The organism is Klebsiella sp. MPUS7, from assembly GCF_009905335.1.
Taxonomy (GTDB): Bacteria; Pseudomonadota; Gammaproteobacteria; order Enterobacterales; family Enterobacteriaceae; genus Klebsiella; species Klebsiella grimontii.
This window is the reverse complement of the sequence record NZ_CP047604.1, coordinates 4,734,476-4,750,287: the sequence shown is the minus strand read 5'-3', so window position 1 is coordinate 4,750,287 and position 15,812 is coordinate 4,734,476. Positions and strand designations below refer to the sequence as shown.

9 protein-coding genes are annotated in these 15,812 nt (G+C 58.7%); 4 read left to right on the top strand and 5 right to left on the bottom strand.

The annotated features are described in order from the left end of the window. Window positions 1-14 precede the first annotated feature (14 nt). Genes gspF through gspC form a run of 4 tightly spaced genes read right to left on the bottom strand, consistent with a single transcriptional unit; the run spans window position 15 to window position 5,534 of the window. A complete protein-coding gene (gene gspF, locus GUC22_RS22155; RefSeq protein WP_049085779.1) occupies window positions 15-1,220 on the bottom strand; it encodes a type II secretion system inner membrane protein GspF in 1,206 nt (401 codons plus the stop codon). Between the two features lies 1 nt (window position 1,221). Beyond that, a complete protein-coding gene (gene gspE, locus GUC22_RS22150; protein WP_049131667.1) occupies window positions 1,222-2,715 on the bottom strand; it encodes a type II secretion system ATPase GspE in 1,494 nt (497 codons plus the stop codon). Further along, window positions 2,712-4,694 (bottom strand): GspD family T2SS secretin variant PulD, encoded by a 1,983-nt coding sequence (pulD, locus tag GUC22_RS22145; RefSeq protein WP_024360346.1) that lies wholly within the window; start codon window positions 4,692-4,694, stop codon window positions 2,712-2,714. The genes gspE and pulD overlap by 4 nt, the downstream gene beginning before the upstream one ends. Next, the gene (gene gspC, locus GUC22_RS22140; RefSeq protein ID WP_049131665.1) at window positions 4,695-5,534 is read right to left on the bottom strand and encodes a type II secretion system protein GspC; all 840 of its coding nucleotides are present in this window, start codon (window positions 5,532-5,534) and stop codon (window positions 4,695-4,697) included. Between the two features lie 353 nt (window positions 5,535-5,887). Between gspC and pulA the strand changes: the two genes are divergently transcribed. Then, entirely contained in the window at window positions 5,888-9,160 is a 3,273-nt protein-coding gene (pulA, locus tag GUC22_RS22135) for a pullulanase-type alpha-1,6-glucosidase (RefSeq protein WP_154913944.1), read from the top strand. Between the two features lie 71 nt (window positions 9,161-9,231). Further along, window positions 9,232-9,756 carry a type II secretion system assembly factor GspB gene (gspB, locus tag GUC22_RS22130; protein WP_024360349.1) on the top strand — a complete coding sequence of 175 codons (525 nt, stop codon included), beginning with the start codon at window positions 9,232-9,234 and terminating at the stop codon, window positions 9,754-9,756. A 28-nt stretch (window positions 9,757-9,784) separates the two neighbouring features. Here gspB and pulS read toward each other — a convergent pair whose 3' ends face one another. Then, window positions 9,785-10,162 (bottom strand): GspS family T2SS pilot lipoprotein variant PulS, encoded by a 378-nt coding sequence (gene pulS, locus GUC22_RS22125; RefSeq protein WP_049131660.1) that lies wholly within the window; start codon window positions 10,160-10,162, stop codon window positions 9,785-9,787. Between the two features lie 572 nt (window positions 10,163-10,734). Between pulS and mrcB the strand changes: the two genes are divergently transcribed. Next, the gene (gene mrcB / locus GUC22_RS22120; protein WP_160183769.1) at window positions 10,735-13,290 is read left to right on the top strand and encodes a bifunctional glycosyl transferase/transpeptidase; all 2,556 of its coding nucleotides are present in this window, start codon (window positions 10,735-10,737) and stop codon (window positions 13,288-13,290) included. Between the two features lie 274 nt (window positions 13,291-13,564). Next, window positions 13,565-15,769, top strand: coding sequence for a ferrichrome porin FhuA (gene fhuA, locus GUC22_RS22115; protein ID WP_102650230.1), 2,205 nt, complete (start codon window positions 13,565-13,567; stop codon window positions 15,767-15,769). Window positions 15,770-15,812: the final 43 nt, after the last annotated feature.

Here is a 15,812-nt window from a genome sequence, read left to right as displayed (position 1 = left end):
CTCCATTAGAACAATCACATACTCATCAAGGTATTGAGCTGCAGTATCGGCTGCAGGATGGCGAGGACGATAAACAGCACCATGCCGGCCATCGCCACCACCAGCAGGGGTTCAAACAGGCTGAGGGCCAGCTGAATTTGTGCGCTCAGATCCCGGTCCTGGTTGTCCGCCGCGCGCTCCAGCATGCTGTTGAGCTCGCCGCTCCGTTCGCCGCTGGCGACCATGTAGCGCATCATCGGCGGGAAAAGCTGGGTCATTTCGAGCGCGCGATGCAGGCTGACGCCTTCGCGCACCGCGTCGCTGGCGGCTTCCAGCTGGCGCTTCGCCCAGGCGTTGCTCAACACATCCGCGCTGATGCGCATCGCCAACAGCAACGGAACGGCGCTGGCGTTGAGGATGCTCAGGGTGCGGGCGTAGCGGGCGCTGTTAACGCTGCGCGCGACCCGGCCAATTAACGGCAGGCGCAGCAGCAGCCTGTGCCAGGCCAGCCGCTTTGCCGGCTGCCGCAGCAGGTAGCGCAGCAGGAGAATGAGGAGCAAAATCGCCAGCAGCAGCCACGGCCCGGCGGCGCGCAGCATATCGCTCATCGCCATCAGCAGGCGGGTGGAAAACGGCAGCGCCTGCTTAAGGTGGATAAACTGCTCGACGACCTTCGGCACCACCGTCGACAGCAGAATGACGATCACGCTGACCGCCACCAGGGTCAGCACAATGGGGTAAATCATCGCCTGCAGCAGGCGGGCGCGCAGCTGCTGGCGCTGCTCGGTGTAGTCCGCCAGCCGGTTCAGCACGCCGTCGAGGTGGCCTGAAGCTTCTCCGGCGGCGACCATCGCGCAGTAGAGCGCGTCAAAGCAGCCCGGGTAGCCGCGCATCGCTTCCGCCAGCGAATGGCCTTCCAGCACTTTGCCGCGCACGCCGGCGATCAGCGTTTTCAGCTGCGGTTTTTCACTCTGCTGGGCCACCGCGTCGAGCGCTTTTTCCAGCGGGATCGCGGCGGCGACCAGCGTCGCCAGCTGGCGGGTGACGAGGGCGAGATCGCGGGCGCTGGTGCGGCGCATAAAGCGCGATGGTCTGCCGCCGCTGGCTGCCGGGTCGATGTCCAGCGCCAGCCAGCCCTTTTCCCGCAGCAGCTGGCGCGCGTGGCGGGCGGAGTCCGCCTGCTGGACGCCGCGCCGGGGTTTGCCCTGTTCGTCGAGGGCCTGGTAACGAAACAGCGCCATTTCAGGAAGCCTCCGCGATCGGCTGCTCGGTGACCCTTAGCACCTCTTGCCAACTGGTGATCCCAGCCAGCGCCTTTTCCCGCCCGGCGCGGCGCAGGGTCATATAATCCGTCCCCAGCTGTTGGATCAGCGTCACCTCATTTTCGCCGCGGTGGATAGCCATGCGTACGCGATCGTCCACCAGCAGCAGTTCATGGATGCCGGTGCGTCCGCGATAGCCGGTAAAACCGCACTCGGCGCAGCCCCGGGGCTGCCAGAGTGCCGTGCCGGGGGCGATCTCCATCTGGTGGGCGGCGTCGGCGTTTGCCGGTTCCTGCTGGCGACAATGTGGGCAGAGCCGGCGCACCAGCCGCTGCGACATCACCGCCAGCAGCGAGGTGGAGAGCAGAAAAGGCTCCACGCCCATATCCTGCAGGCGCGAGATGGCCCCCAGCGCGCTGTTGGTGTGCAGCGTCGAAAGCACCAGATGGCCGGTTAGCGAGGCCTGAACGGCGATTTGCGCCGTCTCGCCGTCGCGGATTTCGCCCACCAGCACCACGTCAGGGTCCTGGCGCAAAATGGCGCGCAGCCCGCGGGCAAAGGTCATGTCGACTTTCGCGTTAACCTGGGTCTGACCGATGCCCTCCAGCTCATATTCGATGGGGTCTTCAATGGTCATGATGTTGCGCTCGCGCGCGTCGAGGCGGCTCAGCGCGGCGTAGAGGGTGGTGCTTTTTCCCGAACCGGTCGGCCCGGTCACCAGCACGATGCCGTGCGGGCGGGCGATCAGCCCATCCACCTGCCGCAGCAGGGCGGGAGTCATCCCGAGGGTCAGCAGGTCGAGATTGACGCTATTTTTGTCGAGCAGACGCAGCACCACGCGCTCGCCGTAGCTCGACGGCAGGGTAGAGACGCGCACGTCGACGGCGCGTCCGCCAATGCGCAGCGCCATGCGCCCGTCCTGCGGAATGCGCTTTTCGGCGATATCCAGGCTCGCCATCACCTTAATGCGCGAGATCAGCAGTGCGGCGAGTCGGCGCTGGGGGCGCAGGATTTCGCGCAGGACGCCGTCGACGCGAAAGCGAATTTGCAGGTGGCGCTCATAGGTTTCGATATGAATATCCGAGGCTTTCTCTTTGATGGCCTCGGTGAGCATGGCGTTAATCAGGCGGATAATCGGCGCGTCGTCTTCGCTGTCCAGCAGGTCGTCGGTGTCCGGCAGCTCTTCGGCAAGGGTATACAGATCCAGCTCGTTGCCGATATCGGCCATCATGCGCCGGGCCTCGGCGGAGTCGCGCTGATAGCTCAGCACCAGCAGCTTTTCGAACGCCTCTTCTTCCAGCCGTTCGAGGCGGAACGGCATCGCAGCGACCCGGCGGGCTTCCAGCAGCGCCTGCGGCGCGGTAGCGGCGAGGCAGAAAACCTCGCAGCTTTCGCCGCTGCTCAGGAGCATCACGCTGTGCGCGCGGGCGTAGCCGAAGGGGAGCAGCGAGCGTCGTTCAGCGGCGGGGGTCATAGATTGCCTCCCAGATTGAACGCGTCGATAGCGGCGCTGACCTGACGGAACGCGGCGGTATCCTGGCGCGGGTAGATCTCCAGCAGATCCTGATTCAGCATCGCGTCGTTGTTCTCTTTGCCGCGCTGTTTGCTCTGGGCGTCGTTAAAAGCGGTGTACTGCCCGGATGAGGCCTGGCGGTACTCGTCGCGGTCGCGGATCACCGTCGGGCGGATAAACAGCATCAGGTTGCGCTTGGAGACCTTTTTGCTGGTGGAACGGAACAGCGCGCCAATGACCGGAATATCGCCGAGCAGCGGCACTTTGTCGGCGGTGTCGGAGACGCTTTTATCCAGCAGGCCGCCGACGACCACCGTTTCGCCGCTGCCGACCAGCACCGCGTTATTGACCGTACGGGTATTGAAGGTCGCGCCGAGATCCGAGCTGGTGCTGGAGGCGGCGTCCGCCACGCTGGAGACCTCCTGTTCGATCTCCAGCAGGACCGAATCGCCTTCGTTGATTTGCGGCTTCACCTTTAGCTTGATGCCGACGGTTTTGCGCTCGACGGTATTGAAGATGTTATCGCCGGAGGTGGTTTGCGAGCCGGTGAGTACCGGGACCTCCTGGCCGACGTTAAAGGTGGCTTCCATGTTGTCGAGGGTAACGATGCTCGGCGTGGCGAGAATATCGTTCTTGGTGCTGCTGGAGAGGGCGGTTAACAGCATCGCCCAGTTGCCCTGGTAGAAGCCGGCGGCAATACCGTTGAAGGAGCTTAAGGCGCTGGCCAGCGAGCTGCTGACGGTGCCGTCTTTGTTGTACTGGTTGGCCCCGGCGATAGCGGTGGATATCGGCAGGCCGCTATTGGTGAACTGGGTCATCCCGGCGTTTTTATTGGCCCACTGGATGCCGAGGTTCAGGCCGTCAGCGTCCTGCACTTCGGCGATAATCGCCTCGACCAGCACCTGCGGGCGGCGGATATCAAGTTGGGCGATTACCCGCTCAAGGTCGTTCATTACGTCCGGTGCGGCGGTGACAATCAGGGCGTTGGTCTGGCCGTGCGCTTTGATAATGATATTTTTATCCAGCGCCGCCACCGGCTTCGCGGCCTGCTTTTCGCTCTGCATCGTGCTGCTGATACCGGTCAGCACTTCGACCAGGTCGGAGGCTTTAGCGTATTTCAGGTAGATGACTTTGGTATTGCCCTGGGTCGCCTGCTGGCGGTCGAGCTGCTTAATCATGGCGATGATCCGCTGGCGGGAGTTCGGCTCGCCGCTGACCAGCACCGCGTTGGTGCGTTCATCGGCCACCACGTTGGCGACCATCGAGCCGGGCAGCGCCGATTTGCTGGTGTCCTTGTTGAGTTCGGTCACCAGCTTGACCACATCGGCGGCGGAGGCCCAGGACAGCGGAACGGTCACTACGCTGCGGTCTCCGGCGTTATCGACGCGTTCGACAATGGTTAGCAGGCGCTTGATGACCGCCGCGCGGCCGGTCATCAGCAGGACGTTGGAGGGTTCATAGTGCACCACGCTGCCCGCGCCAGCGTTATCGTTAAGCTGGCGCAGCAGCGGCGCCAGATCGCGGGCGGCGACGTTGGTCAGGGGCACGACGCGGGTGACGACCTCATCGCCAATACCCGGCGCGGCATCGCTCGCCACCGGCACCGCGGCGGTTTTCGCGTCTTTCGAACGCACCACTTTCAGGACGCCGTTATTCATATTAATTACGGCGAAACCGTAGACATCAAGGACGCTGAGGAAGAACTGATAATATTGCTCTTCGTTGAGCATATCGTAGCTGCGCACGGTAATGGTGCCGCGCACGCTGGGATCGATAATGACCGTTTTATTCAGGTTTTTACTCACCGTATTGATAAATTCCTGAATATCGGTGCCCTTGAAGCTGGCGGAAAACTCTTCCGCCGCGGCCGGTCTGAATAACAGCGCGGCGAATATCAGCAGCGTCAAGGAAAATGAGCGGATAACGTTGGCGATGATCAATTATTCATCCCTCAGGGCTAGATAAATATCGTTTTTCTGGCCGTCGCGTTCAACGGTAAGGGTTATTTCAGTTAATTCCGGCAGCTGGGCTAATACCTGGCGGGCCTGCTCTTTATCGCGTAAATCCAGACCGTTGAGGGCTATCGCCAGATCGTTTTCCCGGAGACCCGACTGGCGAAATAGCGCCGGGTCTTTGCCCGGGTTCAGGCGATATCCGCTGAGTTTGTCGTTAACCATGACCGGCGAAATATTGAGGTAATGAAGAATATTTTGCGGCTGCGCGCGGAGCTCCTGCGCCAATTGGCGGGCTGGCGGCGCGGCGCTATTTTTGCCGACGGCGGGCGGGTCGTTAAACAGCGGGATAGCCTCATTTCTGCCGCGATAATTAACAATCAGGCGGTCGGGGGAAATGGCGATGATTTTCGCCTCTCCGCCCGGCGTATTATCGCCAATACCGAGGCTAACCTGTTGATTCCCTTTCATCATGATAGCGATGGCGCGGGACGGGTCGGTGCTGGCGAGCAGGCCGGTAACGCGCAGTCTGAGCGCCGAAACGGGCGCCTGGTCGAGGTTGCCGCCGGGCGCGGAGGCGGAGGTTTTCTCCGCAAGGCCAAACAGCGTAAAGCGCGGCAGCGCCGTTTCCGCGGAGGGGGCTGCGGGCGACGTCATATCGGCAGAGCTCAATGCGTTATCCGTAAAGTTTACCGGGAGAATTATTTTCCAGGTTAATTGCGCGAGCTGCTGGCAGATAAAAAATAATATGATGGAGGTCACAATATGAGGCGCGTAATTAATTATTTTTTTATTTGGTATTGTTAATCTCATCACGGAATTATGCATTTTTATTCCTTTGCTCATTCTATTTCCCTCAGCAAAAGGTACCGCCCTACCGATATGGGTGGGGCATTTTTTATTTTTGAGCGTGCTTATTGCGGGAATCTGCGTAGGTCGCTGCGAATCATAAAGAGTTTGGCTATTGCGGTCGTCATTCCCTTTTTATTTTTTCTCCTCCGGCCGCCTACGCCCCCGGAGGAGGAGTGAATGGATGATTGAACCTAAGAGAGCAAGAATATCTAATTATCGACGCTTTAAAGATATGCCCGTCATTTCTTCATGGGGCTTAAGTGCGCCAGGAATAGTTTCGCGTATATAACACTTCATATAATTTAATCAGCATGTATAGGGACTATCGAATGCTCAGATATACCCGTAATGCCCTGGTTCTGGGATCGCTGGTTTTACTTAGCGGCTGCGATAACGGATCCTCTTCTTCTTCCTCTGGAAATCCCGACACTCCTGGTAATCAGGATGTGGTTGTACGTTTACCTGACGTTGCGGTGCCCGGCGAAGCGGTCACGGCGGTAGAAAACCAGGCGGTCATCCACCTGGTGGATATTGCCGGGATCACCAGCAGTAGCGCGGCGGACTACAGCAGCAAAAACCTCTATCTCTGGAACAATGAAACCTGCGACGCGCTGAGCGCGCCGGTGGCCGACTGGAATGACGTCAGCACCACGCCGAGCGGCAGCGATAAATATGGCCCGTACTGGGTGATCCCGCTCAACAAAGAGAGCGGTTGTATCAACGTCATCGTTCGCGACGGCACCGATAAGCTGATCGATAGCGACCTGCGGGTGTCGTTTGGCGACTTCACCGATCGTACGGTATCGGTGATCGCCGGTAACAGCGCGGTCTATGACTCCCGCGCCGACGCCTTCCGCGCCGCTTTTGGCGTCGCGCTGGCCGAAGCCCACTGGGTCGACAAAAATACGCTGCTGTGGCCGGGCGGGCAGGATAAGCCCATCGTGCGCCTCTACTACAGCCACAGCAGTAAAGTGGCGGCCGACGGCGAAGGCAAATTTACCGACCGCTACCTGAAGCTGACGCCGACTACCGTCAGCCAGCAGGTCAGCATGCGCTTCCCGCACCTTTCCAGCTATGCGGCCTTTAAGCTGCCGGACAACGCCAACGTTGACGAGCTGCTGCAGGGCGAAACGGTCGCCATTGCCGCCGCAGAGGACGGGATCCTGATTTCCGCCACCCAGGTGCAGACGGCGGGCGTCCTGGATGACGCCTATGCCGAAGCGGCGGAAGCCCTGAGCTACGGCGCGCAGCTGGCCGACGGCGGCGTCACCTTCCGCGTTTGGGCGCCGACTGCCCAGCAGGTGGATGTGGTGGTCTACAGCGCCGATAAGAAAGTCATTGGCAGCCATCCTATGACCCGCGACAGCGCTTCCGGCGCGTGGTCATGGCAGGGCGGCAGCGATCTGAAAGGCGCGTTCTACCGCTATGCGATGACGGTTTATCACCCGCAGTCGCGTAAGGTTGAACAGTACGAAGTCACCGACCCGTATGCGCATAGCCTGTCGACCAACTCGGAGTACAGCCAGGTTGTCGATCTCAACGACAGTGCCCTGAAGCCTGACGGCTGGGACAACCTGACGATGCCGCACGCCCAGAAGACGAAAGCGGATTTAGCGAAGATGACGATCCATGAATCGCATATTCGCGATCTCTCCGCCTGGGACCAGACCGTTCCGGCCGAACTGCGCGGTAAATACCTTGCGCTGACCGCCGGCGACAGCAATATGGTGCAGCATCTGAAGACGCTCTCCGCTTCAGGTGTGACGCACGTTGAGCTGCTGCCGGTCTTCGATCTGGCGACGGTGAACGAGTTCAGCGACAAGGTCGCCGATATTCAGCAACCGTTCAGTCGCCTGTGTGAAGTGAACAGCGCGGTGAAAAGCAGCGAGTTCGCCGGATACTGCGACAGCGGCTCCACGGTGGAAGAGGTACTGAATCAGCTTAAGCAGAGCGATAGCCAGGATAATCCGCAGGTGCAGGCGCTGAATACGCTGGTGGCGCAGACCGACTCCTACAACTGGGGCTACGATCCGTTCCACTACACGGTTCCGGAAGGATCCTACGCGACCGATCCGGAAGGCACGACGCGCATCAAAGAGTTCCGCACCATGATTCAGGCGATCAAGCAGGATCTGGGGATGAACGTCATTATGGACGTGGTCTACAACCACACCAACGCCGCGGGTCCGACCGATCGCACGTCGGTACTGGATAAGATCGTACCCTGGTACTATCAGCGTCTGAATGAAACCACCGGCAGCGTCGAATCCGCCACCTGCTGTTCCGACTCCGCGCCGGAGCATCGGATGTTCGCCAAGCTGATCGCCGACTCGCTGGCGGTATGGACCACCGATTATAAAATCGATGGTTTCCGCTTCGACCTGATGGGCTATCACCCGAAAGCGCAAATTCTGTCGGCGTGGGAGCGCATTAAGGCCCTGAACCCGGATATCTACTTCTTCGGCGAAGGCTGGGACTCTAACCAGAGCGATCGTTTTGAAATCGCCTCGCAGATCAACCTGAAAGGTACCGGTATCGGCACGTTCTCCGATCGCCTGCGCGATTCCGTGCGCGGCGGCGGCCCGTTCGATTCCGGCGATGCGCTGCGTCAGAACCAGGGCATCGGCAGCGGCGCGGGCGTGTTGCCAAACGAACTCGCCAGCCTGAGCGATGACCAGGTCCGCCATCTGGCCGATCTGACCCGTCTGGGGATGGCCGGTAACCTCGCTGACTTTGTGATGATCGACAAAGACGGCGCGGCGAAGAAAGGCAGCGAAATTGACTATAACGGCGCGCCTGGCGGCTACGCCGCAGACCCGACGGAAGTCGTCAACTATGTTTCGAAACACGACAACCAGACGCTGTGGGACATGATCAGCTACAAAGCGTCCCAGGAAGCCGATCTGGCGACCCGCGTTCGCATGCAGGCCGTTTCGCTGGCGACGGTGATGCTGGGGCAGGGGATCGCGTTCGATCAGCAGGGCTCTGAACTGCTGCGTTCGAAATCCTTTACCCGCGACTCCTACGACTCCGGCGACTGGTTCAACCGCGTGGATTATTCCCTGCAGGATAATAACTACAACGTTGGTATGCCGCGCATCAGCGATGACGGCAGCAACTATGAGGTGATTACTCGCGTCAAAGAGATGGTTGCCACCCCGGGCGAAGCGGAGCTGAAGCAGATGACCGCGTTCTACCAGGAGCTGACCGAGCTGCGGAAATCCTCGCCGTTGTTCACATTGGGCGATGGCAGCGCGGTAATGAAGCGCGTTGATTTCCGTAATACCGGTTCCGACCAACAGGCCGGTCTGCTGGTGATGACCGTGGATGACGGGATGAAAGCGGGCGCCAGCCTGGATAGCCGCCTTGACGGTCTGGTGGTGGCGATTAACGCCGCGCCGGAAAGCCGCACGCTGAATGAGTTTGCCGGTGAAACGCTGCAGCTGAGCGCGATCCAGCAGACGGCGGGCGAAAACTCGCTGGCAAACGGCGTGCAGATTGCCGCTGATGGCACCGTCACTCTGCCGGCCTGGTCCGTTGCGGTGCTGGAACTGCCGCAGGGCGAAGCCCAGGGCGCCGGGCTGCCGGTAAGCAGTAAGTAAAACCTTAACCTCCCGGCCCGCGGCGTCAAAACCCCGGGCCGGGATGGCGTGTCTTGATTAAGGAGAAGCCGGTGCTTGTTCGCCCGCAAGAGCCGTACCCGCAGTCCGAGCCCCCGGCGGCGGTAGGAAGAATGGTGCAGATCCCCTACGTGACCGTACCGCTGTACGCCGCGCTGCTGATTGCGCTCGGATGGTTCGGCGGCGAGCAGTGGCGGAACAAGCCCGAGCCGCAGCCGATGAGGCAGCCGGTAGCCCATGCGGCGTTAGTCCCGCTGAATCAACCGGCGGTCAAAGCTGCCGTGGCGCCGGTTAACGCCGGGCCCGAAATTCAGGCTGAACCGGAAATAGCGATAGATGAAGATAACCTGCCGCCTCTGCGCTACAGCGCGCACGTCTACGCTTCACTGGCGGATAAACGCAGCATTGTATTAAACGGACAGTCCTGGAAGGAGGGCGACTCGCCGCTGGCGAACCTGGTTATCGAGCAGATTCAGCAGGACCTCACCGTATTTAGCTTCAACGGTAAAACGTTTACCCTCGCGGCGCTGGATGACTGGCCGGGCGGGGCGATTGAGGAGAGTCCGCAGGCAGAATAAAATAGCGCTGGCGGAATATAAATAAGCGCTATTTATTGTCGCGCAGGCTATCAATAAAGGGCGCCAGCTGGCGATTAAACTGGCTGCATTTTGTCGCTTCCGGGGTACTGTCCTGCTGGAGCTGTTGATATAGCTGCGCGCTGCGCTGGCTTAAAAGATTCGCGTCAATATTCGCCCATCCGCGCTTTTTACCCACGTTTATTGCCGCACGGTTAATCGCTTCATCGGCGGGCAGATCGCTGCGGTTGCACTTATTCTTCAGATAGCGCGCCCCGGCGGCGACGGAGGCAAGCTGCTCTAGCTGGGCCTGACCGCTCACGGCAGGACTGAGGGTTGTCGGGCGATTTTGCTGACAACCTGAGAGCAGGGCGGCCGCCATCAGCGGAAATAGAATAAAGTTGCGCATAATATATTAATCGGAAAAATTAATTGGCTGACAGTTTAACAAATATTTATCCGTAGTCATCAGAAAATCTGCCAAATTATCAATGTTAAGCCGCTCGCGTTTTTATCATTGCGCGCTTTTAAATTTCTTTTTCTTTCATCTGCGTTATTTCTTTTTGCTGGCGGAAATACTATTTTCCGGCGTTACCGTTCCGCTTTCTTTTGGCGGTATGCAGAAGGAGACGGGCGGACATGTTTATGTTGTTAAAAAACATAATAATTTCCCTTTTGTTACCTGATGAGCATGTAAAATGCTGGTTAAGAATGTCACGGTTTAGTGCTATCCTGTATCGCCTGGACAATCAGTTCCGTGTCCCGAACTATTCTGTCGATGAAGCCGGTAACAATGTGATTTGTATGGTGAATTTTTAAAGTGAAAATCATGCGAGCGACATGATAACGCGTCGCGCAGTTCATAAATGGTCGCCTGAAAGCCAAAACGGTCGGGCGTCAATTTGAGAGATTTCTTCTTTCCCCCAATCGGGGAAACATTGAGAATCAGGCTTTTACGCCTGTAAGTTGCGGAGAAAAAGCATGGCGGGAGATGACCGCGAGCCGATCGGACGTAAGGGGAGACCCTCGCGCCCGGCAAAACAAAAGGTAACTCGCCGTCGGGTTCGGGAAGAGGACTACGACGACGATTACGATGATGACTATGAGGATGAAAAACCGATGCCGCGGAAAGGAAAAGGCAAAGGCGGTAAACCCCCTCGTCGTAAACGGGCCTGGCTATGGCTGCTGATTAAGATTGGGGTCGTCTGCGCGGTGTTGATTGCCGCCTATGGCGTCTACCTCGATCAGAAAATCCGTAGCCGCATTGACGGTAAAGTCTGGGATCTGCCCGCCGCGGTCTATGGCCGGATGGTCAACCTTGAGCCGGATATGCAGATCAGCAAAAACGAAATGGTGCGTCTGCTTAACGCCACGCAGTATCGCCAGGTGAGCGCGATGACGCGCCCGGGCGAATATACGGTACAGGCCAACAGCATCGAGATGATCCGCCGTCCGTTCGATTTCCCGGACAGTAAAGAAGGACAGGTGCGCGCGCGTCTGACCTTCAACGGCGATCGCCTGGATACCATCGAGAATATGGATAATAACCGCCAGTTCGGTTTCTTCCGTCTCGATCCGCGCCTGATCACCATGCTGCAATCGGCCAACGGCGAACAGCGTCTGTTTGTTAAGCGCAACGGCTTCCCGGATCTGCTGGTCGATACCCTGCTGGCGACGGAAGACCGCCATTTCTACGAACACGACGGCATCAGCCTCTACTCGATTGGCCGCGCGGTGCTGGCGAACCTGACCGCCGGGCGTACGGTGCAGGGGGCGAGTACGCTGACCCAGCAGCTGGTGAAGAACCTGTTCCTCTCCAGCGAACGTTCCTACTGGCGTAAGGCTAACGAAGCCTATATGGCGCTGATCGTTGATGCCCGCTACAGCAAGGATCGTATCCTTGAGCTGTATATGAACGAAGTGTATCTCGGTCAGAGCGGCGATAACGAGATCCGCGGCTTCCCGCTGGCGAGCCTCTATTACTTTGGCCGTCCGGTGGAAGAGCTGAGCCTCGATCAGCAGGCGCTGCTGGTGGGGATGGTAAAAGGCGCGTCGGTCTACAACCCATGGCGTAACCCAAAACTGGCGCTGGAGCGACGCAACCTCGTGCTGCGTCTGCTGCAGCAGCAGCAGGTTATCGATCAAGAGCTGTATGACATGCTGAGCGCGCGTCCGCTGGGCGTACAGCCGCGCGGCGGGGTTATCTCTCCGCAGCCGGCGTTTATGCAGATGGTGCGCCAGGAGCTGCAGGCGAAACTGGGCGACAAAGTGAAAGATCTCTCCGGCGTGAAGATCTTCACCACCTTCGACTCAGTCGCGCAGGATGCGGCGGAAAAGGCGGCGACGGAAGGTATTCCGGCGCTGAAGAAACAGCGTAAGCTGCCGGATCTGGAAACCGCGATGGTGGTCGTCGATCGCTTCACCGGCGAGGTGCGGGCGATGGTCGGCGGGGCGGAGCCGCAGTTTGCCGGCTATAACCGCGCAATGCAGGCGCGCCGTTCAATTGGTTCACTGGCAAAACCGGCGACCTATTTGACCGCGCTAAGCCAGCCGAACCAGTATCGCCTCAATACCTGGATTGCCGATGCGCCTATCTCGATTCGCCTGTCTAATGGCCAGACGTGGTCGCCGCAGAACGACGACCGTCGCTACAGCGATAGCGGTAAGGTGATGCTGGTCGATGCGCTGACGCGTTCGATGAACGTGCCGACGGTGAACCTCGGGATGGCGCTGGGCCTGCCGGCGGTGGTCGATACCTGGACTAAACTGGGCGCGCCGAAGAATCAGCTGAACGCGGTTCCGTCGATGCTGCTGGGGGCGCTGAACCTGACGCCGATTGAAGTGGCGCAGGCGTTCCAGACCATCGCCAGCGGGGGCAACCGCGCGCCGCTGTCAGCGCTGCGTTCCGTTATCGCCGAAGATGGTACCGTGCTCTATCAGAGCTATCCGCAGGCGGAGCGCGCGGTGCCGGCCCAGGCGGCTTACATGACGCTATGGACCATGCAGCAGGTTGTGCAGCGCGGTACCGGTCGCCAGCTGGGCGCGAAGTATCCGGGCCTGCATCTGGCGGGTAAAACCGGGACCACCAACAACAACGTTGATACCTGGTTTGCCGGTATTGACGGTGGTCAGGTGACCATTACCTGGGTGGGTCGCGATAATAACCAGCCGACCAAGCTGTACGGCGCCAGCGGCGCAATGTTCATTTACCAGCGCTATCTGGCAAACCAGACCCCGACCCCGCTGGTGCTGACGCCGCCGGAAGACGTGGTGGATATGGGCGTCGATGGCAGCGGTAACTTTGTCTGCAGCGGCGGCATGCGCTCGCTGCCGGTATGGACCACCACGCCGGACGCGCTGTGCCGCCAGGGCGAACAGATCCAACAGCAGCAGCTCCAGCAGCAGCAGGCGAATAATCCGTTCAACCAGTCCGGGCAGCAGCCGCAACAGCAGCAAAACCAGCAGCAGCAACCGCCGAAGCAGGAGAAGAGCGATGGCGTCGCGGGCTGGATTAAGGATATGTTCGGCAGTAATTAACGTTCCGCTTCATCCTTTAAGCCGACGCTTCGTCGTTTAAATGGATGCTAAAATAGTGGCCCTCTAATACCTCAGTATTAGGGGGCCTTTTTATATCGATAAATTAATTAACACCCGCTTAACTCCACACTTACCGTCTGGTTATTTATTCATCCTTTGATATTTCGTCAGGGGCATATTTCTTGCCTTGCCGCGATCGTTTCGCCTATTATGTCAGCCGTTATAATAATAATTCTCGTTTACGTTATCATTCACTTCTATTAGAGATATACCCATGGCGCGTCTTAAAACTGCTCAGCCAAATCACTCGCTGCGTAAAATCGCAGCTGTAGTAGCCACGGCGGTTAGCGGCATGTCTGTTTATGCACAGGCGGCAGTTGAACCGAAAGAAGAAACCATCACCGTAACCGCCGCTCCGGCTCCGCAGGAGAGCGCCTGGGGACCGGCAGCGACCATCGCGGCGAAACATTCGGCGACCGCAACAAAAACCGATACGCCCATCGAAAAAACGCCGCAGTCTATTTCCGTAGTGACCCGCCAGGAAATGGAGATGAAGCAGCCGACGACGGTTAAAGAAGCGCTGGCCTATACGCCGGGCGTATTCTCGACTCGCGGCAGCTCAACCACCTATGACGTAGTGACGATTCGCGGCTTCACCACGTCGACGACGGTGAACACCAACCAGTATCTGGATGGGATGAAGCTGCAGGGGAATAACTATTCTGAAGTGTCGATGGACCCCTATTTCCTTGAACGTGTTGAAGTGATGCGTGGGCCAACGTCGGTGCTGTACGGCAACAGCAACCCTGGCGGTATCGTCAGCATGGTCAGCAAGCGACCGACCACTGAGCCGCTGAAAGAAATCCAGTTTAAAATGGGTACCGATAATCTGTGGCAGACGGGGTTTGATTTCAGCGATGCCATTGATGATGACGGGGTGTGGTCGTATCGCCTGACCGGTTTGGGTCGCAGCCAGGATGCCCAGCAGCAGATGGCGAAATCGACCCGCTATGCGGTCGCGCCCTCCTTTAGCTGGCGTCCGGATGACAAAACGGACTTCACTTTCCTGAGTAATTTCCAGAGCGATCCCTATGCCGGGTATTACGGCTGGCTGCCGCGTGAAGGGACAGTGGTGCCGTATTACGACGCCAACGGTAAGGCGCACAAGCTGCCGACGGACTTCAACGAAGGCGAAGCGAATAATAAGATGTCTCGCCGTCAGCAGATGGTCGGCTACAGCTTCTCGCACCAGTTTGATGACACTTTCACCGTGCGTCAGAACCTGCGTTATGCGGATGTCCATACCCTGTATCGTTCAGTCTACGGCAACGGATATACGCCGACAGGCAAAATCAACCGCGCGTATGTTCGCTCCGATGAGCATCTCAATACGTTCACCGTTGATACCCAGCTGCAGTCTGATTTCGCAACCGGCGTGGTAGGGCACACTCTGTTAACCGGCGTGGATTATTCGCGCATGCGTAATGATGTTAAGGCCGACTACGGGACGGCTTCCGCGATTGACATGCAGAACCCGCAGTATGGCAATCCAGACGTCAGCGTTAACTTCCCCTATTCGGTGCTGAACCGCATGGAGCAGACCGGCCTGTACGCGCAGGATCAGATGGCGTGGGATAAGTGGGTGATGACGCTGGGTGGCCGCTACGACTATGCGATGGCTTCCACCCTGACGCGCCCTGCGAATACCCTCGCCAAAAATCACGATCAGCAGTTCACCTGGCGCGGCGGCATTAACTATCTGTTTGATAATGGTATCTCGCCATACTTCAGCTACAGCCAGTCCTTTGAGCCGGTTTCCGGATCGTCGCGGGATGGCAAACCCTTCGATGCTTCCCACGGCGAACAGTACGAAGCCGGCGTGAAGTACGTACCGAAGGATATGCCGGTTGTGCTGACCGCCGCGGTATATCAACTGACCAAAGATAAAAACCTGACGGCGGATCCGAACAACTCCTCGTTCAGTATCCAGACGGGCGAAATCCGCTCACGCGGGATTGAGCTGGAGGCGAAAGCGGCGGTTAACGCCAACGTCAACGTGACGGCTTCCTATACCTATACCGACGCCCAGTACCAGCATGACACCACCTTTAACGGCAAGCGTCCGGCGGAAGTGCCGCGCAATATGGCGTCGCTGTGGGCAGACTACACCTTCCACGAAACCGCGCTGAGCGGCCTGACGGTGGGCGCCGGGGCGCGCTATGTCGGTTCAACGGTAAGCTATTACAAAAACAATACTTCGACGGGAAAAAAAGACGACTCCTTCAACGTCGCGGGCTACGCGTTAATGGATGCTACCGTGAAATATGATCTGGCGCGCTTTGGTCTACCGGGTTCGTCGATCGGGGTCAACGTCAACAACCTGTTCGATCGCGAATACGTTTCCAGCTGCTACAGCGAATACGCCTGCTACTGGGGCGCTGAACGCCAGGTTGTGGCGACCGCGACTTTCCGTTTCTAACCACTTAACGGGCGCGGTTCGCCGCGCCTCTGACCAGGTTCCG